The sequence below is a fragment of the Streptomyces sp. NPDC088923 genome (assembly GCF_044749745.1).
In the GTDB taxonomy this organism is placed as follows: domain Bacteria; phylum Actinomycetota; class Actinomycetes; order Streptomycetales; family Streptomycetaceae; genus Streptomyces.
The window spans coordinates 15,106-34,378 of record NZ_JBIVIO010000002.1 but is presented as its reverse complement, the minus strand read 5'-3'; the positions used below and the strand labels follow the sequence as shown (position 1 = coordinate 34,378).

At 73.7% G+C, this 19,273-nt stretch carries 16 protein-coding genes; 7 read left to right on the top strand and 9 right to left on the bottom strand.

Annotated elements, in window-relative coordinates; all coding sequences use genetic code 11:
* Positions 1–439 precede the first annotated feature (439 nt).
* Together ACIP4O_RS11330 and ACIP4O_RS11325 are read left to right on the top strand one after the other, a co-directional pair.
* Positions 440–703 carry a CopG family transcriptional regulator gene (locus ACIP4O_RS11330; protein ID WP_361331963.1) on the top strand — a complete coding sequence of 88 codons (264 nt, stop codon included), beginning with the start codon at positions 440–442 and terminating at the stop codon, positions 701–703.
* Positions 700–1,113, top strand: a complete 414-nt coding sequence (locus ACIP4O_RS11325) for a PIN domain-containing protein (RefSeq protein WP_401574006.1) — start codon at positions 700–702, stop codon at positions 1,111–1,113. The genes ACIP4O_RS11330 and ACIP4O_RS11325 overlap by 4 nt, the downstream gene beginning before the upstream one ends.
* 60 nt (positions 1,114–1,173) lie before the next feature.
* Here ACIP4O_RS11325 and ACIP4O_RS11320 read toward each other — a convergent pair whose 3' ends face one another.
* From ACIP4O_RS11320 to ACIP4O_RS11310, 3 genes are all read right to left on the bottom strand, one after another.
* On the bottom strand, positions 1,174–3,546 hold the full coding sequence (locus ACIP4O_RS11320; protein ID WP_401574923.1) for an ATP-binding protein: 2,373 nt from the start codon (positions 3,544–3,546) through the stop codon (positions 1,174–1,176).
* Between the two features lie 275 nt (positions 3,547–3,821).
* Entirely contained in the window at positions 3,822–4,520 is a 699-nt protein-coding gene (locus ACIP4O_RS11315) for an HAD family hydrolase (protein ID WP_401574004.1), read from the bottom strand.
* Entirely contained in the window at positions 4,521–5,045 is a 525-nt protein-coding gene (locus tag ACIP4O_RS11310; protein ID WP_401574003.1) for a DUF6912 family protein, read from the bottom strand.
* Between the two features lie 181 nt (positions 5,046–5,226).
* Between ACIP4O_RS11310 and ACIP4O_RS11305 the strand changes: the two genes are divergently transcribed.
* Entirely contained in the window at positions 5,227–5,688 is a 462-nt protein-coding gene (locus ACIP4O_RS11305) for an Rv3235 family protein (RefSeq protein ID WP_401574002.1), read from the top strand.
* Between the two features lie 464 nt (positions 5,689–6,152).
* Here the strand turns inward: ACIP4O_RS11305 and secA are convergent, their stop codons facing one another.
* Positions 6,153–8,948, bottom strand: coding sequence for a preprotein translocase subunit SecA (gene secA / locus ACIP4O_RS11300; RefSeq protein WP_361331956.1), 2,796 nt, complete (start codon positions 8,946–8,948; stop codon positions 6,153–6,155).
* Positions 8,949–9,291: 343 nt separating this feature from the next.
* Between secA and ACIP4O_RS11295 the strand changes: the two genes are divergently transcribed.
* Positions 9,292–10,518, top strand: a complete 1,227-nt coding sequence (locus tag ACIP4O_RS11295; RefSeq protein WP_401574000.1) for a winged helix-turn-helix domain-containing protein — start codon at positions 9,292–9,294, stop codon at positions 10,516–10,518.
* Positions 10,519–10,677: 159 nt separating this feature from the next.
* On the opposite strand, the gene ACIP4O_RS11290 is transcribed toward ACIP4O_RS11295, so the two are convergent.
* Positions 10,678–11,397, bottom strand: a complete 720-nt coding sequence (locus ACIP4O_RS11290; protein ID WP_401573999.1) for an SDR family oxidoreductase — start codon at positions 11,395–11,397, stop codon at positions 10,678–10,680.
* A gap of 96 nt (positions 11,398–11,493) precedes the next feature.
* Between ACIP4O_RS11290 and ACIP4O_RS11285 the strand changes: the two genes are divergently transcribed.
* Positions 11,494–12,369, top strand: coding sequence for a LysR family transcriptional regulator (locus ACIP4O_RS11285; RefSeq protein ID WP_401573997.1), 876 nt, complete (start codon positions 11,494–11,496; stop codon positions 12,367–12,369).
* A 57-nt stretch (positions 12,370–12,426) separates the two neighbouring features.
* Here ACIP4O_RS11285 and ACIP4O_RS11280 read toward each other — a convergent pair whose 3' ends face one another.
* A complete protein-coding gene (locus ACIP4O_RS11280; RefSeq protein ID WP_401573995.1) occupies positions 12,427–13,092 on the bottom strand; it encodes a TetR/AcrR family transcriptional regulator in 666 nt (221 codons plus the stop codon).
* A gap of 146 nt (positions 13,093–13,238) precedes the next feature.
* On the opposite strand from ACIP4O_RS11280, the gene ACIP4O_RS11275 reads away from it, so the two are divergent.
* Both ACIP4O_RS11275 and ACIP4O_RS11270 read left to right on the top strand, forming a co-directional pair.
* The gene (locus ACIP4O_RS11275; protein WP_401573993.1) at positions 13,239–13,997 is read left to right on the top strand and encodes a siderophore-interacting protein; all 759 of its coding nucleotides are present in this window, start codon (positions 13,239–13,241) and stop codon (positions 13,995–13,997) included.
* Positions 13,998–14,007: 10 nt separating this feature from the next.
* Positions 14,008–16,194: a 2Fe-2S iron-sulfur cluster-binding protein gene (locus ACIP4O_RS11270; protein ID WP_401573991.1), complete on the top strand. Its 2,187-nt coding sequence runs from the start codon at positions 14,008–14,010 to the stop codon at positions 16,192–16,194.
* 61 nt (positions 16,195–16,255) lie between these two features.
* Here the strand turns inward: ACIP4O_RS11270 and ACIP4O_RS11265 are convergent, their stop codons facing one another.
* From ACIP4O_RS11265 to ACIP4O_RS11255, 3 genes are all read right to left on the bottom strand, one after another.
* Entirely contained in the window at positions 16,256–17,008 is a 753-nt protein-coding gene (locus tag ACIP4O_RS11265) for a response regulator transcription factor (RefSeq protein WP_361331943.1), read from the bottom strand.
* Positions 17,009–17,354: 346 nt separating this feature from the next.
* A complete protein-coding gene (gene hpf / locus ACIP4O_RS11260) occupies positions 17,355–18,062 on the bottom strand; it encodes a ribosome hibernation-promoting factor, HPF/YfiA family (protein WP_401574922.1) in 708 nt (235 codons plus the stop codon).
* A 307-nt stretch (positions 18,063–18,369) separates the two neighbouring features.
* Positions 18,370–19,170: a ComF family protein gene (locus ACIP4O_RS11255; RefSeq protein WP_401573989.1), complete on the bottom strand. Its 801-nt coding sequence runs from the start codon at positions 19,168–19,170 to the stop codon at positions 18,370–18,372.
* Positions 19,171–19,273 lie beyond the last annotated feature (103 nt).

The window sequence follows — 19,273 nt, the reverse complement described above, 5'->3', positions numbered from 1 at the left end:
CAGGACGCACAGCGCGCCGCATCTCCCTTGTCGCATAAGGGCGCTGCCGTCCCACCCGCCTCAACAGGGCCCCGACCAGGGCGTCCCGCGAATTTGCGCGCTTCTTACCGCCCCGACACACAAGCCCGCCGAGTGTGACGCGAAAGACACCGCCCCACCGCGCGCCGACAGGCCGGCTGCCCCACCGACGAGGACAGCCGGCCCCACACGCCCGCCGGAGAAGGCCCCGGAAGCGGAGCGCGGAACGGGGGAACCGGAACGCCCCGCCCCCACCCCCGGACCCTCCCGGTCCGTCCGGCGACGCCTCTCGATTCTTCCCGCGCGGGGGAACGGATCGCGCCGGTACGGGAGGAAATAGGTAGGAGGGCGGGGGTTTTAGGTATACGTACGTGAATCCGGCGGGAGCACCCGTGGTGGCATGAGCGGTAGCATGGGAAGCATGGCCGAGCCCACTCGCAAGTACTCCATCACCATGCCCCGCGACATCGCCGCCGCCGCCCGCGCCCGCAGCGGCCCCTCCGGGCTCTCCTCGTACGTGGCGGCGGCGGTGGCGCGGCAGATCGAGCGGGACGACCTCAACGAGCTGATCCAGGTCGCCGAGGCGGAGCACGGGCCCGTGACCGAGCAGGAGGTCGACGCCCTGCGCCGTCAGCTCCACGAGGCGCGCGCACGGCAGTCCGGCGACGTGTCCGACGCCGCGTGACCCGTACCGCCGCCGTGCCGGGCGGCACCCTGGTCCTCGACAGCGAGGGACTCGCCAAGACCGTCGCACGCGACCGCGCCCTGACGGCCTGGCTGGCCCTGGCCCGCGCGGAGGACCTCCGCGTCGTCACCTCGGCCGCCACCTTGGTCGAGGTGACCCATCCCCGCGTCAACCGCGCCGCCCTGGACTGGTCCCTGTCCCGGCTCGTCGTGGAGCCGGTGACCGAGGACATCGCGCGCCGGGCCTCCGCCCTCCTCGCCTCCGCCGGTCTGCACGGCCACAAGTACGCCATCGACGCGATGCTCGCCGCGACCGCCCTCCTCGCCCCCGGCCCCGTCACGGTCCTCACCTCCGATCCCGAGGATCTGACCGCACTCCTGGGCCGCCACGCGACCGTGATCCCCGTCTGACCCCCCCCCCCCCCCCCGAGGCCCCACCCCCCCTCGCGCGAGCCGATCCCCCCGCCCCCTTCACGCCCCCGCCAGCGCCGCCCCCACCTCCCCCCGCGCGCCCACGCCCAGCTTCGCGAGGATGTGCTCGACGTGGGCGTCCGCCGTGCGCTTCGAGATCACCAGGCGCTCCGCGATCTCGCGGTTCGACAGGCCCTCGGCGACCAGGCCCGCCACCTCCCGCTCCCGCCGCGTCAGCGCGTCCGCGCCGCGCGCCGGGCGGCGGCGCTTGCCGCCCGGGAGGTCCGCGTCGGCGCGCAGCGCGTCGAGCACCTCGGCCGCGGTGAGCCGCCCACCCGCCTCGTACCCGCTCCGGTACGCCTCCCCGTCCAGCTCGGCACGGAGCGCGGCCCGGCTCGCCTCGTGCCACGCCTGGAGCGGCGGCAGCACGGAGACGGGGTCGCCGCCCACCTTCCGCGCCCCCTCGCTCCACCCGAGCAGCCACGCCGCCCGCACCCACCGCCCCCGCCGCACCGCGACCCAGGTCAGCCCCATCCCCGCTATCCCCGACAGCTGCGCCTCCCCGATCTCCGCGCAACGCTCCAGCGCCGCGAGCCAGTCCGTCTCCGCCGCGCTCGTCCCGGCCCCTGGCGGCACCCCCACGCCGTCGGCACCCTGCTCGGCGAGCCAGTGCGCCGCTCCCCGTACGACGAGCGCGGCGGCACGCAGCTGGCACTCGCCGGGGGCGTGCGCGGCGAGGTGCCCGAGGATGTGGTCGCACATCGCGCGAGCCCGGTCCGTCTCGCCGAGCACCGCCCACACGATCGCCTCCTCGTGGTAGATCATCGCGATCCCGAGCCCGTCCCCGCGCGCGTCGAACTCGGCGCGCAGCCGCGCCATCGTCTCCAGCGTCCCCTCCGCCTCCCCGCTCAGCAGCCGCGTCCCCGCGAGGTGTCCCTCGGCGTACCGGGCGACGTCCTCGTACCCGTACCGGCGCGCCTCGGCGAGACACCGCGTCAGCCGCCGGGCCGCGAGCGGGAGGTCGCCGGTCCACAGGCCGAAGGACCCCGAGCTGAGCAGCGCCCAGGCGCGCGCCTGTCGGCCGACGCGTCCCGGCGGGTCCTCGGGGACGAGCGAGAGGCCCTTGTCGAGCCAGTAGTGGCCCTCGGAGATCGCGGCGCGCGCCCGCCAGTACGGCCACAGGTGCGCCGCGAGGAGCAACCCGGCGCTCGCCCGGCCCGGGCTGTCGCCCGCGAGGGAGAGACCGAGGGCGGCGCGCAGGTGCGGGATCTCCTCGTGGACGGTGCGGTGCAGCGCGGGCTGCTCGGAGCTGAGGAGCCGCGTGTGCAGCCGGGCCGCGAGGGCCGCGTAGTACGTGAGGAAACGGTCCCGCACCGCCTCGGCGCCACCCGCCTCGGCGAGCCGGCCCGCCCCGTACTCGCGCAGGGTGTCGAGCATCCGGTACCGGCCGCCGCCCGCCCCCGGGCGCTGCACGACGGACTTGTCGACGAGCCCGATGAGGTGCCGGAACACGTCCCGCGCGGGCAGCTCACCGCCCTCCCCCGCATCGCCGCGCTCCCCCGGGTCCGCGCACACCGCCTCCGCCGCCTCCGGCGTGAAGGGCCCGTCGAAGACCGAGAGCCGCGCCCACAGCAGCCGCTCCGCCGGGGTGCACAGCTCGTAGGACCAGTCGACGGCGGTACGGAGCGTCTGGTGCCGCGTCAGCGCGGTGCGGCGCCCGCCGGTGAGGACGTGGAAGCGGTCGTCGACGCGGTCGAGGAGTTGGTCGAGCGGGGCGGCGCGCAGGCGTACGGCGGCGAGTTCGAGCGCGAGCGGGATGCCGTCGAGGCGGCGCACGAGCGCCCGTACCCGCGCGGCGTCGGCCCCGCGCGCGGCGAATCCGGGCGCGGCGTCGGCGGCGCGCTGGGCGAAGAGCGCGACGGCGTCGTCCTCGTCGAGCGGCGCGAGGGCGCGGCAGTGCTCGCCGGGGACGTCGAGGGGCTGGCGGCTCGTCGCGAGGACGCTCACGCCGGGCGCCTCGCGCAGCACGAGATCGGCGAACGCCGCACAGGCGTCGAGCAGGTGTTCGCAGGTGTCGAGGACGACGAGCGCCTGACGCTCGCGCAGGTGTGCGACGACGGCGTCGAGCGCGGGCCGCCCCGAGGGCCCGTACGGGGCCGAGGCGGGCCCTTCCTGCGCGCTGGACTCCGGCAGCCCGAGCACCGCGGCGAGCGTCGCGGGCAGCAGCTCGGGATCGCGCAGGGCCGACAGCTCGGCGAGCCACACCCCGTCGGGGTACCGCTCCCGCGCCGCGGCGGCCACCCGCAAGGCGGTGCGGCTCTTGCCCACCCCACCAGGCCCGATGACGGTCAGCAGCCGCACTCCGCCCAGCACGGCCCCCAGCTCGGCGACCTCCCGCTCCCGCCCCACGAACCGGGTCACCTCGACCGGCAACCCGCCCCGCCGCCCCTGCCCGAACCCGAACCCGTCCCACGCCACGCGCGCCGCCCCGTCCCTGAGCCCCGACCGAACGCGTCCCAGCGTACGCAAGGGACTGCGGAGGGTGAGCGGTTCGGGGAAAGGCCTGCCAGGGAGATGGGGGCCGGGCGCGCCCGGCTCCGGTACGCCCGCCAGGCACCCTTCCGGTACGCCCGTCAGGTGCCCTTCCGGTACGCCCGTCAGGTGCCCTTTCCGGTACGCCCGCCAAGTGCCCGTTTCCGGGGGGTCTGTCAGGCGCCCGTCTCCGCCATCGCGACCGCCTCCGCGAGCGAGTCGGCGACCGGGAAGCCCGTGCGGGCGAGGCTCGCGCGGCTGTGGGAGCCGCCGGTGTAGAGCACGGCGCGGGCTCCGGCGGCGCGGGCCGCATGGCCGTCGTCGGCCGCGTCGCCGATGACGACCGTACGGGCGGGGGCGACCTCGCCGGAGAGCGCCGCCAGGTGCCGTACGAGGTGCTCGGCCTTGCTGCCGCCGGAGGGCCCCGTCCGTCCCTGGACCCGTATGAAACGGTCCGCGATGCCGAAGCCCTTGACGAGCGGGACGAGGTCCTCGTGTCCGTACATGCTCAGCAGCGACTGGCTGCGACCGGAACCGAGCCACCCGTCGAGCACGTCCACGGCCCCCGCCGTGAGCCCGCAGCGCGGACTCTCGCGCGCGTAGTGGCGCTGGAACGTACCGTCCATCAGCTCCCATTCCCCGGGCGTGGGCGCGCGCCCGAGCAGCGCCTCGTAGAACTCGGTGACGGGCACGCGGTACAGCTCGCGGTACCGCTCCAGCGTGAGCGAGCGCAGCCCCGGCAGGGCGAGTTCGGCGAAGGCCGCGTTGGTGGCGCCGAGCACCGCGTCCATGTCGTGGAACAGGGTGCCGTTCCAGTCCCACACGAGGTGCTGGGCGGGGCTCGCGGGCTGCGGGGCCGGGCTCGCCGCGCCCACTCAGCGCTCCTCGGCGGTCGGGGCGATGAGGTACGGGATCTCCTGCGTCGCGAACCACAACAGCTCGTGGTCCTCGGCCCCGTCCACGACGAACCGCGCGTCCGCGTCGCCCTGGTCGGCCGCGCCGAGCGCCTCCGCCGCCGCGGTCACGTCCTCGACCGCCTCCTCGCCGTCCGCGTGCACGGCGGCCGCCTTCGCGAGCCGCGGCGGGCCCGCGAGCCGCACCTCGCCGACGGAGTCCGGGTCCATCCCGTGGTCGGGATCGGTACGGGCCGCGCTCTCGGCGACGTCGATCGCGAGCACGACCCGGCGCCGGGCCTCGGCGGGGTCGACGGCGAGGAGGCGCAGCGAGGCGGCGGCGGCGCGGCTGAGCGCCGCGTACTCCAGCTCCTCGATGTCGTCGGACACGTACCACTCGCGCAGCGCGGGCGTCACGGCGTACGCCGTGACGGATTCCGCCCCCAGCTCGCCGCCCTCATAGGCCCGCGCGAGCGCACTGAGAGTGAGCGGGACGTACACACGCATGGCAACCGCATCCTTTCGCCGGTGCGGCAAGGATACGTGGGGCGTGCGGGGCTCACCCGGATCGGTGAACCCGAGGCCGAGGTCGCCGCACACGCACGGTGACGAGTCGTGGGCCCCGGCTCCCCAAGTCTCCCCCTACCAACCAGTAACAGCCTTGTGTGTCCCCGGAGAGAGGTGCCCGATGCCCACGACCGAGAGTGACGATTCCCCGCGCGTCCCCGCCCAGCGCCGCCGTCGGCGCGGAGCCACCCGCGGCCCCTCGGGCCCGGCGGGCCGCGCCCCGGCGGGCCGCGCTCCCGCAGGCCGCGCTCCCGCGGGCCGCCGCCGCGAGCATGCCCGCCCCGGCCCGCCGCAGGACGAGTGGGCCCGCCGGCTCCTGGCCGCCCTCACCGGCCACCGCACCCCGCAGGACCTCTGGGGCCTCGCCACCGGCACGGCCCTCCACCACCTGACGACCGCGACCCCGCCCTACCGCACCGCCGCCCCGGTCCTGCGCACCACGCGGGCCACCCAGATCGGCCCGGGGGTCCTGGAGGCGAGCGCGACCCTGGAGGCGGACGGACGCTGCCACGCGATCGCCTTCCGCCTGGAGGACTGGGGCGACGGCGTCTGGAGGTGCACGGCGCTGGAGCTGGCGCCGTAGCGCGAGCCCCCGCCGCCACGCCGACAGGCCCCGGACCGCTGGGTGGGTCCGGGGCCTGTCGGCGTGGCCGCCCCCGCCCGGGCGGGGACCACCGCGCTCGTCCACGCCGCGCCCTCGCTCCCGCGACGACCGAGGCCCCGGCCTCTCGCCCGCCCCGTCAACTCCCGCCCCCCGAGGAGCTGATTCCCGCGTCCCCCATCGAGTGAAAAGCCAGCCCTCAGTTCGCCCCCGCCCGGCTCAACCCTCCAGCCCTACAAGCGGAAGAACCCCCGGAAACGGCCATCGGCCCCACCGCCCGAAGGCAATGGAGCCGACCACCACAACCCGCCCGCGCGAAACGACGAGCCACCGCAAGCCACCGGGCCACCCGGCCACCCGGCCACCCGGCCACCCGGCCACCCGGCCACCCGGCCACCCGGCCACCCGGCCCAGCCAACTCCCGCCAGGCCACCGGCCAGAAGCTGTTACTTCTTGCGCCGCCGCCCCTTCTGGGCCTTGCGGCGCTCCGCGCGGGTCATTCCGTCGCCCGCGACCACCGGCTCCCCCGGCTCCGAGGCGAACTCGCCCTCGACCACGCCGCCCTCGCCGTCCACGGTCGGGGCGGAGAAGTGGAGGCGGTCGGCGCGCTGCGGGGCGTCGAGCCCCTTCGCGCGGATCTCCGGGCGCCCGGCGCCCGCCGGCACGGCGTCCTCGGGGGCCTCGTCCGCGACCTCGACCTCCTCGACCTGCTGCTCGACCTGGACCTCCAGGTTGAACAGGTAGCCGACGGACTCCTCCTTGATGCCGTCCATCATGGCGTTGAACATGTCGAAGCCCTCGCGCTGGTACTCGACCAGGGGGTCCTTCTGCGCCATGGCGCGCAGGCCGATGCCCTCCTGGAGGTAGTCCATCTCGTAGAGGTGCTCGCGCCACTTGCGGTCGAGGACGGAGAGGACGACGCGCCGCTCCAGCTCCCGCATGATCTCGGAGCCGAGCTGCTCCTCGCGCTTGTCGTACTGCTCGTGGATGTCCTGCTTGATCGCCTCGGCGATGTACTCGGCGGTGAGCCCGGCGCGGTCCCCGGCCTCGTCCTCCAGCTCCTCGACCGTGACGCGCACGGGGTAGAGCTGGCGGAAGGCGTTCCACAGCCGGTCGAGGTCCCACTCCTCGGCGAAGCCCTCGGCGGTCTCGGCGGCGACGTACGCGTCGATCGTGTCGTCCATGAAGTGGATGACCTGGTCCTGGAGGTCCTCGCCCTCCAGAACGCGGCGGCGCTCGCCGTAGATGACCTCACGCTGCCGGTTGAGCACCTCGTCGTACTTGAGGACGTTCTTGCGGGTCTCGAAGTTCTGCTGCTCGACCTGCGACTGGGCCGAGGCGATGGCGCGGGTGACCATCTTGTTCTCGATCGGCATGTCGTCGGGCACGTTCGCCATCGACATGACGCGCTCGACCATCTGCGCCTTGAAGAGCCGCATGAGGTCGTCGCCGAGCGAGAGGTAGAAGCGGGACTCGCCGGGGTCGCCCTGACGCCCGGAACGACCGCGCAGCTGGTTGTCGATACGGCGCGACTCGTGCCGCTCGGTGCCGAGGACGTAGAGCCCGCCGAGGTCCTTGACCTCCTCGAACTCCGCCTTCACGGCGGCTTCGGCGCGCTCCAGGGCGGCCGGGAGGGCCGCGGCCCACTCCTCGACGTGCTCGACCGGGTCGAGACCGCGCTGGCGCAGCTCGGCCTCGGCGAGGTCGTCCGGGTTCCCGCCGAGCTTGATGTCCGTACCGCGACCGGCCATGTTGGTGGCGACCGTGACCGCGCCCTTGCGCCCGGCCTGGGCGACGATCGTCGCCTCCCGGTCGTGCTGCTTGGCGTTGAGCACCTCGTGCTGCACGCCGCGCTTGGCGAGCTGCTGCGAGAGGTACTCGGACTTCTCGACGGAGGTGGTGCCGACGAGGATCGGCTGCCCCTTCTCGTGCTTCTCGACGATGTCGTCCACGACCGCGTCGAACTTGGCGACCTCGGTGCGGTAGATGAGGTCCGACTGGTCCATGCGGACCATCGGCTTGTTCGTCGGGATCGGCACGACGCCGAGCTTGTAGATCTGGTGGAACTCGGCGGCCTCGGTCATCGCCGTACCGGTCATGCCGGAGAGCTTGTCGTACAGGCGGAAGAAGTTCTGGAGGGTGATCGTGGCGAGCGTCTGATTCTCGTCCTTGATGTCCACCCCTTCCTTCGCCTCGATCGCCTGGTGCATGCCCTCGTTGTAGCGGCGGCCGGCGAGGATACGGCCCGTGTGCTCGTCGACGATCATGACCTCGCCGTCGATGACGACGTAGTCCTTGTCCTTCTTGAACAGTTCCTTCGCCTTGATCGCGTTGTTGAGGTAACCGACCAGGGGGGTGTTCACGGACTCGTAGAGGTTGTCGATGCCGAGCCAGTCCTCGACCTTCGCGACGCCGGGCTCGTGGATCGCGACGGTGCGCTTCTTCTCGTCGACCTCGTAGTCGCCGGTCTCCTCGATGCCCTTGAGCTGGTTGCCCGGCTCACCGCGCTCCAGGCGCTTCACGAGGCGGGCGAAGTCGCCGTACCACTTGGTGGCCTGGTCGGCGGGGCCGGAGATGATGAGCGGCGTACGGGCCTCGTCCACGAGGATCGAGTCGACCTCGTCGACGATCGCGAAGTTGTGGCCGCGCTGGACGAGCTCGTCCTGCGACCAGGCCATGTTGTCGCGGAGGTAGTCGAAGCCGAACTCGTTGTTCGTGCCGTACGTGATGTCGCGGCCGTACTGCTCGCGGCGCTCGGCCGGGGTCATGTTCGCGAGGATGCAGCCGATGCTCAGGCCCAGGAACTTGTGCACGCGGCCGGTCAGCTCGGAGTCGCGCTCGGCGAGGTAGTCGTTGACCGTGATGAGGTGCACGCCCTTGCCCGAGAGCGCGTTGAGGTACGCGGGGAGGGTGCCGACGAGGGTCTTGCCCTCACCGGTCTTCATCTCGGCGACGTATCCCATGTGCAGGGCCGCGCCGCCCATGATCTGCACGTCGTAGTGGCGCTGGCCGAGGACGCGCTTGGCGGCCTCGCGCACGGTGGCGAAGGCCTCGGGCATCAGGTCGTCCAGGGACTCCCCGTCCGCGACGCGCTGCTTGTACTCGTCGGTGAGCGCGCGCAGCTCGGCGTCGGAGAGGCTGACGAAGTCCTCTTCGATGGAGTTGACCTGGTCCGCGATGCGGTGCAGCTTGCGCAGGATCTTGCCTTCGCCTGCACGCATGATCTTCGAGAGGACGGACACGAGGGTTGGTCTCCTTGCCGGTCGGGGCCTGGCACGGTCAAGTCTTCGGGCAACGGCCATCGTATGCGAGGACCCGCCCGCGCCGGGAGGTCTGCCAAGACAGTCAACGCGTGAGGCCCTCGTAAGGTGCCGGGGCGTTCTCCGCCACCTTCGCGAGCTTCGCGACCTTCGGTGAGGAAAGCGGTACGCACCGCAGCGCAGTATCCCTGCCCAGGCTGTGCGAGGGAACACCGGGGAGACGGTACGTGGCGGCGGCGCCCCCGCGCGGCGCTCCCGGGCGGTGCTCCCGCTCTGCCTTTGCGCCGGTGCCCCGGTGTCGGTCCCCCGTCCTAGGCTGCACGGCATGACGACGCAGCCGCTCCCCCTCTCCGCCGACGAGGCCCGCCGCATCGCGCTGCGCGCCCAGGGCCTCCTCGGCGCCCCCGACCGGCGCGCGGGCGCGCGGGGTGTGCTGCGGCACCTCGGCGCGGTGCAGCTCGACACGATCTCGGTGCTCGCCCGCTCGCACGAGCTGGTCCCGTACGCGCGCCTCGGCGCGATCGGCCGCCGAACCGTCGAATCCGCGTACTGGGCGCCGCCCGAGGCCCCCGCGCACGCCTTCGAGTACTGGTCGCACGCGGCCTGCGTGCTGCCCGTCGAGGAGTGGCCGCACTTCGCCTTCCGCCGCCGCGCGTACCGCAACCGCCCGCTGTGGGGGCACGAGATGCCGGCGGGCGCGTACGAGAAGGTGCTCGCGCAGCTGCGCGACGAGGGCCCGCTGACGGCGACGGAGCTGGGCGGGGCGAAGAACGGCGGCGAGTGGTGGGACTGGTCGGGTTCCAAGGTCGCCGTGGAGCGGGCGCTGACGTACGGGGACGTGGTCTGCGTCCGGCGTACGGGCTGGCGACGGGTCTACGACCTGCCGGAGCGGGCGATCCCCGCCGAGCTGCTCCACGACGACCTGGACGACCTGGAGTGCGTACGCCGCCTGATCCGCCTCGCGGCCCGGGCGCTCGGCGTCGGCACCCGTTCCGACCTCGCGGACTACCACCGGCTGAAGAACGAGCAGTTCGACGCGGTGATCGAGGACTGCGGCCTCGTCCCGGTGCGGGTCGAGGGCTGGGGAAGACCGGCGTGGGCAGACCCCGAGGCTCTGGAGTCGAGCCCGCGCGGCCGCCACCGCACCACGCTCCTCTCCCCCTTCGACTCCCTCATCTGGGAACGCGCCCGCGCGGAACGCCTCTTCGGCTTCTCGCACCGCCTGGAGGCGTACGTGCCCAAGCCGAAGCGCGTCCACGGCTACTTCGCGATGCCGGTCCTCTCCGGCGGCCGGCTCATCGCCCGCGTCGACCCGGCCCGCGAGGGCACGACCCTCGTCGCCCGGCAGGTCTCCCTGGGCGGCGACGTCCCCGGCACGGCGACCCCGCGCAAGGCGGTCGAGGGCACCGCGAGGGCCCTGGCGGAAGCGGCCACGTGGGTCGGCTGCACCCGTGTCCGCGTGGACCGCGTGGACCCGCCGGAGCTGCGGGAGGCGCTGGAGCGGGAGGCCGGCGCCGCGCTGGCGGGACGGCTGGAGGGGGCGGAGGTCTGAGCGGTACGAGGACGTGCCCGGGGTGGAGGAGCCAGCGGGCGGACCGGGCGGACGGTGCGGGCGGCCGGGCGGACCGTGCGCAACGGGCGGACCGTGCGCGCGGACGGACTGGCCTTGCGGTCAGCCGGGCAGGCCCGGCGCCGGGGGTTCCCGTCCCGCTCACCACGGCACCACTCCCCCGTCGTCGAAGAAGCCCCCGCGCGGCCCGTCGTCCGGGAGCGTCGCGAGGCGGAGGGCGATCGCGGCGCCCTCCGCCGGGGTGCGGTCCGGCTCGTGGCCGGTGAAATCGGTGGCGACCCAGCCGGGGCAGCAGGCGTTGACGAGGACCGGGGTGTCGGCGAGGCGGCGCGCGTACTGCGTCGTGAGGGCGTTGAGCATCGTCTTCGAGGGCCCGTAGGCGGCCAGGACGGGGCCGGTGCGCAGGGTCAGCGAGCCCATGGTGCTCGACACGTTGACGATGCGCGGCGACCGCGCGCGCCGGAGCAGCGGGAGCAGCGCGTTGGTCACCCTGACCACGCCGAAGACGTTGGTGTCGAGGACCGCGCGGACCACGTCGAGGTCGAGCGTGGTCGGGTCCTGCGCGCCGTCCTCGGTGCTGCCGCTGATCCCCGCGTTGTTGACGAGGACGTCGAGCCGCCCTGCCTTCTCGGCCACGGTCCGCGCGGCGGCGGCGACGCTCTGATCGGAGGTGACGTCGAGCGCGACCGCGAAGGCACGCGCCCCCTCGGCCCGCAGCGACTTCGCGGCCGCCGCTCCCCGCGCCTCGTCCCGCGCCCCCACGGCGACCGTGAAACCGAGGTCCGCGAGGCCCCGCGCGATCGCCAGGCCGATTCCCTTGTTCGCGCCGGTGACCAGCGCGGTCTTCGTCGATTCGCTCATGCACCCCATGCTCGACGGGCCGCCCGAGCGCGTCCAATACCGCTTCGGCCAGCTGTGATACCCGCCCGGTATCACCGTCCGGCCTAGGCTGTCCGCATGGACGACGACGCCTGGGACGTGGAGGTCCGCGAGCTGAGGTATTTCCTCGCCGTGGCCGGGGAACTGCACTTCGGGCGCGCCGCCGAGCGGCTCGGCATCACGCAGCCCCCGCTCTCCCGCGCGATCCGGCAGCTCGAACACCGCCTCGGCGTCCGCCTGCTCGACCGGGACCGCCACGGCGTGACCCTCACGGCGGCGGGCGAGGTGCTGCGCACGGAGGCGGGGGCGGCGCTCGACGCGGTCGCGGCGGCGGCGCGCCGTACCCGCAGGGCCGGGGCCACGGAGCAGGGCCTCGTGCTCGCGACGAAGGCGGGGGCTTCGCACGAGGTGCTGCGCGGGCTCCTGGACGCGGCGGAGCGCGAGCCGGACGTCCCCCCGGTCGAGGTCCTGCTGTGCGAGGTCGGTGAACAGGCCCGGCTGCTCCGTACCGGCCGTGCGGACGCCGCGCTCATGCACCGCCCGGTCGACGACCTCACCGGCTTCGACACGGAGGACCTGCACACCGAGGGCCAGGTGGCGATCCTCCCGGCGACGCACCCCCTCGCGGCCCGCCCCCACCTCACGCTCGCGGAGGTCAGCGCCGTCCCCGACCTCCCGATGGCCCGCTGGCCGCGGCTCGACGGCACGTACCCGGACGGCCCGGGACCGGAGGTCCGCACCCAGTCCCAGCTCGCCCAACTCGTCGCCCTCGGCATGACCTTGCTGGTCATCCCCGCGTCGAGCCGCGCCTGGCAGTGGCCCGAGCACGTCGCCGTCCCCGTCCTCGACGCCCCACCCATCACCACGGTGATCGCCTGGCCCGCCCCCAGCCGCTCCCGCCCCCTGGCGGCCCTGGTCCGCACGGCGACGCGGCTGCGCACCGCTCAGGAGTGAGCCGGCCCGGCGGAACGGGCTCGGCTCCGCGACCGCCGGACGACCCGCGCCAACGAGTCACCCGTGAGCGCCAGGCCCACCGGGGATCGCTTCCTCCGCCGTCGACCGGTCCCCGCGCAGGTACCGGGTGATCATGGCGACCAGCTCCGCCTCCAGCCTCTCGACCTGCGGGGGATTCGGGGCCGCCATGAGCTGGTGGGTGTTCAACTCCGCTGCCCCCACGATGAGTTGCGCCGCCATGTCGAGATCCCGCACGCGGACGTCCGGGTGCCGGGCGAAGACCTCGCGCACCTGGCGCACCCGGGCCGCGCCGTGCCGCTCGATCGCTTCGCTCAGGGCGGGCGAGACGGGCGCCTCCTCGATCATGATCCGCAGGAGTTGCGGGCCGTCGCGATGGTGGTCGATCGCGTCGCGGACGAGGGAGCGGACCACGTCCTCCAGGCTGCCGGGGGTCATGTCCAACTCCTCGGCGCCCGCCCACGCCCCGCGGTCGATGTGCCGGACCAGCAGCTCGGCGAGGATGGCGTCCTTGTTCGGGAAGTACTGGTACAGCGAGCCGATGGACATGCGGGCGCGTTCGGCGATCCGGTTGGTGGTCCCGGCGGCGTACCCGTACTCGGCGAAAACGTGAGCAGCCGCCGTGAGGACACGCTCGCGGGTGAGCTCGGCGCGCACCTGCCGGGGCTTGCGACGTGGGGTGAGACGGCGGTCGGCGGGTGTCATCGGGAGCTCTTTCTGACCGGTGGAAAGCGAGTAGCGAATAGCTGAGCTTTTGCTCAGAATACTGTCATGAGCTGCGAAGACAAGAGAACCCCCGGCCCAGGAGCACTGCGGTGATCCCCCGCGTGAGTCTCCCCAAGGAGCGCCGGATGATCACCCTGGAGGTACGGGGGTGCCAGCCGGTCTCACCCGGCTTCGCCCGGGTCACCCTCGGCGGCCACGGCATACGGGACCTCACCCCCGGGGGCGCCGACCAGGCCGTCCGGCTCTTCTTCCCCCGGGAGGGACAGAGCGAGCTGAGGATGCCGACCGCGTCCAATGAGCGGTGGATGGCGCAGGTCCTGCTGATGCCGAAGGCGTCCCGCCCGTGGGTGCGCAACCTGACCATCCGGAGCCTGCGGCCCGAGGAGGAGGAACTCGACATCGAGTTCGCCCTCCACGGCGGCTCGCCCATGACCTCATGGGTGCGCCGGGTCCGGCCGGGCGACCCGGCCGGCGTCTTCGATCTCGGCTCGATGCACCGGCCGCCCGAACACGCCCGGGGCCACGTGCTGGTGGGCGACGAGAGCGCGCTGCCGGCCATCCTGTCGATCCTGGACAGCGATCCGAACCCGCCGCCCACCGAGGTCTTCGTGGAGGTGGCCGCCGCGCACGACATCCGGTCCGTGCCCACGCCGCCCGGGGTGCGCGTCCACTGGCTCAGCCGCGGCGGCGAGAGCCCCGGTGCCCGCGTCCTGGAGGCGGTCCGCGCCGCCGCACTGCCCGAGGGGCCCCTCTACGCGTGGGTGGCGGGCGAGTCCCGGCTCGCCACGGGCGTCCGGCGGCACCTGGTGGGCGACCGCGGCGTACCCAAGCGGGACGTCACCTTCTGCGGCTACTGGCGACTGGGCCGGTCGGCCCCCGGCTGAGAGAGGTCTCATGCGACAGCACAGCTCCGAGCCGGACGCGAGGCACCGGCTCACCACCGTGGCGGAGGTCGAGGCGGTCCTCGGCCGCCCGGCCGCGCTGATCACGAAGAAGCAGATCAGCGCCCTGGACGCGGGGTGCCGCACCGTTCTCGCCCGCAGCCCCGTGGCGGCCCTCGGCTACCGCGAGGCGGACGGCACCGCCCGCACCACGTTCGTCGGGGGCAGCCCCGGCTTCGCGCGCGTCCACTCCGGGCGGCGGTTCTCCTTCCCCGTCCCCGGGGCGGTCGTCGCACCCGGCCCGGTCTCGCTGTTCTTCCTGCTGCCGGGCGTCGGTGAGGTGCTGCGCGTCAACGGCACCGCGTCCGCGCTCAGGAGCGGGGAGACGGCCGTGGACGTCGCCGAGGCGTACGTGCACTGCGCGCAGGCGGTCATCCGTTCCGGCCTGTGGGAGCCCGTTCCCGCCTCGCCGCACACCGCTCGGCCGGTCCCCGGCCCCGGGCCCCTGGCCGGTCCGGGCGTCAGCGACTTCCTGGCCGCCTCCCCCTTCCTGGCCGTGTCCACCTGGGACACGGCAGGCGGCAGCGACACGAGCCCGCGCGGGGACCGGCCGACGGTGGCCCGCGTCCTGGACGGACACACCCTGGTGCTGGCCGACCGCAAGGGCAACAAGCGGGCGGACACCCTGCACAACCTGCTGCGGGACGACCGGCTCGCACTCGCCGCCCTCGTCCCCGGCCGCGGCGGCGTCCTGCACATCGGCGGGCGCGCCGCTATCACGGACGACGCGGAGCTGCTGGAGACCCTGGCACTGCGCGGCATGCCACCGCACCTCGCCCTCCTCGTCGACGTGGAGTACGCGGAGCTCCGAGGCAACGACGCCGTCTCCCGTGCCCGGTTGTGGCACCCCGACGCCCGCCTGGACAGCGGCTCGGCACCCGACATGATGGCCCTGGGCGGCGCCCATCTGGCCGCCAACGCCGCCGAATCCGGGCGGATTCCGGGACGGCTCGTCAAGCTCGTCACCGCCGTTCCCGGCCTGAGCGCGCTGCTGCGGAAGGTGATGGACCGCGCCTACGTGTCCGGGCTGCGCAAGGAGGGCTACGACGAGGCCCGCGCCCCCGCCGTCGCCCGCCGTGGCGAGCCGGGGGCCGACGGGGCGGCGGAGAGCCCGCCGCGCTCCGTGCGCGTCCGCGAGATCCGGCAGGAGACCCCCACCGTCCGCACCCTGGTCCTGGAGGACACGGCCGACGAGCCCCGTCCCTTCGACTTCCGCCCCGGGCAGTTCTTCACCGTGGTCACGGACCTCGCGGGGCACCCCGTACGGCGCGCCTACTCGGCCTCCTCGGCGCCGGGCGCCACCCGCCTGGAGCTCACCGTCAAGCACGTGGAGGGCGGGCGGTTCTCCACGCACGCCCACCGCGAGCTGCGCCCCGGGGACCGCCTCGCGCTGCGCGGCCCCTCCGGGACCTTCCACGCCCCGGCGCGGCCCCCTGAGCACCTGGTGCTCCTCGCCGCCGGCAGCGGCATCACGCCCATGATGAGCATGATCCGCGCCCGGCTGCCCGATCCCTCCTCGCCCGGCAGGATCGCTCTGCTCTACAGCAGCCGCAGCCGCGAAGAGGTCATCTTCGGGGAGGACTTGGCCCGTTTGGAGAAGGAGCACCCGGGCCGGCTGACGGTCACCCACGTCCTCACCGGCCGCGAGGGACGGCTCGACGCCGGGCGCCTGCGCCGCTGGCTGACCGGGCTGCCGCTGACGGACACCGCCCATCACTTCGTCTGCGGCCCGGAAGCGCTCATGGACACCGCGCGGGAGGTGCTGCACCGACTCGGCGTGCCGGACGAGCGCGTGCACCGGGAACGCTTCAATGGGGGCGTCACCGCGGCGACCACCGCGGCACCCCAGGAGTTGAGGGTCGAGAGGGACGGGGAGCTCGTCGGGACGGCCGTGGTCGAACCCGGCCAGACCCTGCTCGACGCCGGTCTCGCGGCGGGGCTGCCCCTGCCGTACTCGTGCACGGTCGGCTCCTGCGGCGAATGCGCGGTGCGCGTGCGCAGCGGCGAGGTCGCGCAGCCCGACCGCACCTGCCTCACGCCGGAGCAGCGGGCGGGGGGCCAGGTGCTGGCGTGCGTCAGTTGTCCGCAGTCCGGGGTGACCCTCGACCTCGCCGGACCGGGCTCCCCGGAAGCGGGCTGAGGGGAGGCCGTCGCGGGGCGCCCTCGGCGGAGCAGACCTCCGCCGGTGAACGGGGGCGCCCTCAGCGGATTTCGAGGATCTTCTCCCGCATCGCGTACACCACCGCTTCCATCCGCGAGTGCAGTTGCAGCTTCTCCAGGATGTTCCGCACGTGGTTCTTCACCGTGTTCTCGCTGATGAAGAGCTCTTTGGCGATGTCCCGGTTGTTCATCCCGGTCGCGACGAGCTTGAGGACCTCCATCTCGCGGTCGGTGAGGCGGGGGGCGGGGACGAGGCGGCGTTCGTCGGTGCGCTGGATCATCGACTTGAACTCGCTGAGGAGTTTCGACGCCATCGAGGGGCTGATCTGCGACTGCCCGTCCGCCACGGCGCGGATCGCGGTGGCGACCTCGTCCGTGGAGATCTCCTTGAGGAGGTAACCCGTCGCGCCCGCCTTGATCGCGTCGTAGAGGTCCGCTTCCTCGTCGCTGATCGTCAGCATGATGATCTTCGCGCTGGGGGCGACCTCCTTGATCGCCGTGCACGCCTCGATGCCGCCGCGCTTGGGCATGCGTACGTCCATGAGCACGATGTCCGGGAGCAGGTCGGTCGCCTTCTCGACGGCCTCGGAGCCGTCCCCGGCCTCGCCGACGACCTCGATGTCCTCCTCCGTGGCGAGGACGATCTCCAGGCCGCGCCGGAAGAGCGCGTGGTCGTCGACGACCAGGACCCGGATCGGTTCGGCGCGGGGCCTCGGCTCGTCCTCCTCGGGGCGGAATCCGCCGGAGGCACGCCCGGCTTCCGCGTCCCGCCTCGGCCCGAAGCTGTCCGCCATCGTCTCTTCCCCCTGAAGCCACGACTGTATGGGCCGACTCAACCGGGTGCGGCTGCGGGCCGGTTGGCCGGTCCGGCCAATGATTCCACGTCCCGCCCTCCCCGTGGGCCGCTCCGGACCTCGGCTTGAAGCCCTGGGGGCGCATCAGCGCACACCAGGGGCACCGACCAGAACCGGCGTACGGAACGTAGCCCCCGCGCCCGCCCGCACTCCCGCGCACTCCGCATGCGCCCGGCCCCCCACAGGCTGGAGTCCCGCGACCGGTCACCGGTCGCGGGACTCCAGCCCGCCGAAGGACACCCGCCCCCGGTGGGTCAGCACCCAAGTGGGGCTCGCGAGCGCGGGCTCAGCTCTCCTGGCCGCCCAACGCGCCGCCCGCACCGGCCGGTTCGGGCGTGGCCACCATGGGGTCGCTCGACAGATGGATGACGCCGTAGTCGTAGGCGTGCCGCCGGTAGACCACGCTCGGCTCCTTCGTCTCCGCGTCGACGAAGAGGTAGAAGTCGTGTCCCACCAGCTCCATCTCGTAGAGCGCCTGGTCGAGCGACATCGGGGTCGCCATGTGCGTCTTCTCGCGGACCACGAGCGGCCCGTCGCCCTGGACCTCCAGGGAGCCGACCTTCTTCGTCGGTACGCCGCCGTCGCTCTCGGGCTCCGGCTCGGCGAAGGTGCCGTCCTCGTTGAGCCCGGCGGTGCCCGGGACGCGCTCGGCGACCTCGGCGGCGGTCAGCCGCTCGGTGCCGCGCCGCGTGCGGCGCTTGTCGTGCTCCTTGCGCATCCGGGCGGCGAGCTTCGCGACGGCGAGATCGAGGGCCGCGTACGGATCGGCGGCGCACGCCTCGGCGCGGATCACCGGACCGCGCGAGCGCAGCGTGATCTCCACGCGGTCGCAGCGGTCCGCCTGCCGCGGATTGTGTTCCTTGGACACCTCGACGTCCAGACTCATCACTTTGCCGTCGAGCTTCTGGATCTTCTCCACATTCAGCTTTTCGGCCACATGCTTGCGGAACCGCTCGGGCACCTCGGTCTTGCGACCCTTGACGACGATGTCGATGTCCACGCAGAACTCCGTTCCCGGATTCACTCCGCCCACGGCGGAGAAACTCCCACTTGCTCCAGACCCCCGGAATTCCCGGAAGCCCCGGACACGGTGAACCTCCACCTCCTCCGCCCCGGTGGCTCACTCCCACCAGGGGCCACGCCTTCATGACGAGGGGCGACATCTCGCGCGGGAGAGCCTCCGGCCCCGCGGCCGGTGACCTCCCCACCTCCGAACATATCTCGCCCGGTGGTCAAACGGCACCCGCTGCCGAGTGATACCTCCGTTCGGGCGAAATACGCCCCTCCTCGCCTGCGAAAACCTAAATTCCCGCTCGCTTCCGGTTTATTTCGAAGGCGCGCGGAGAAACCGCGACGACGGCCGCCCGGACGGCCCTCGTGATCCTTTCCCCCGCCCCCGGGGGACGGAGGGAACGATCTCCTCGCTGCACTCCTTCCACGTCTGCCGCGTGTAATGCGCGCGCGGCCTCGGCAATCGTCGCGCCGGTGGTCATGACGTCGTCGACCAGCACGACCGTCGTACGGGGAGGGGCCTCGCGCAAGAGCCGAACGGCTCCGGCCCGTACCCGTACCGCGCCCGCGAGATTGGCGCGCCGCTCCCGGGCGCCGAGCCCCGCCTGGTCCCGTACCTCCCGGCGCAGCGCGAGCGCGGGGACGACGTGCGCCGCGCGTCCCCCCGCCCGCAGCCGTCCCGCGGCGACCCGCGCGAGCCGCAGCACGGGGTCATGCCCCCTCGCCCGCACCGCCCGGGCCGTCGAGGGCACCGGCACGAGCACGACCGGACCCACGCCAACGCCCGTGTCCCCGCCCGCACCCGCGCCGTGCCGCACCGCGGCGGCGAGCGCGCCTCCCAGCGGCCCGGCGAGCCCCAGGGCTCCCCGCTCCTTGTGCGCGAGCAACAACTTCCGCACCACTCCCTCGTAAGCGACCGCCGCACTCACTCCCGGCAAGCCGGGCGGCGCCGGCTCGGGCCGCACGCGCCGCACCTCCGTTTCCTCCAGTACCTCCCGGCATCCGCCGCACGCGAGCGCCCCGGCCGTCCCGCACCCGAAGCACTCCGCGGGCAGCACCAGCTCGGCCAGAGCACTCCACCACCCGTCCACACCTCCACGATCCCCCTCCCCCACCCCCCGAACCCCCGCCACGGCAGATCTGTGGACAGACTCCCGAAACCCGTCACACGGCCCACCCGGAAGGGTGAACGCC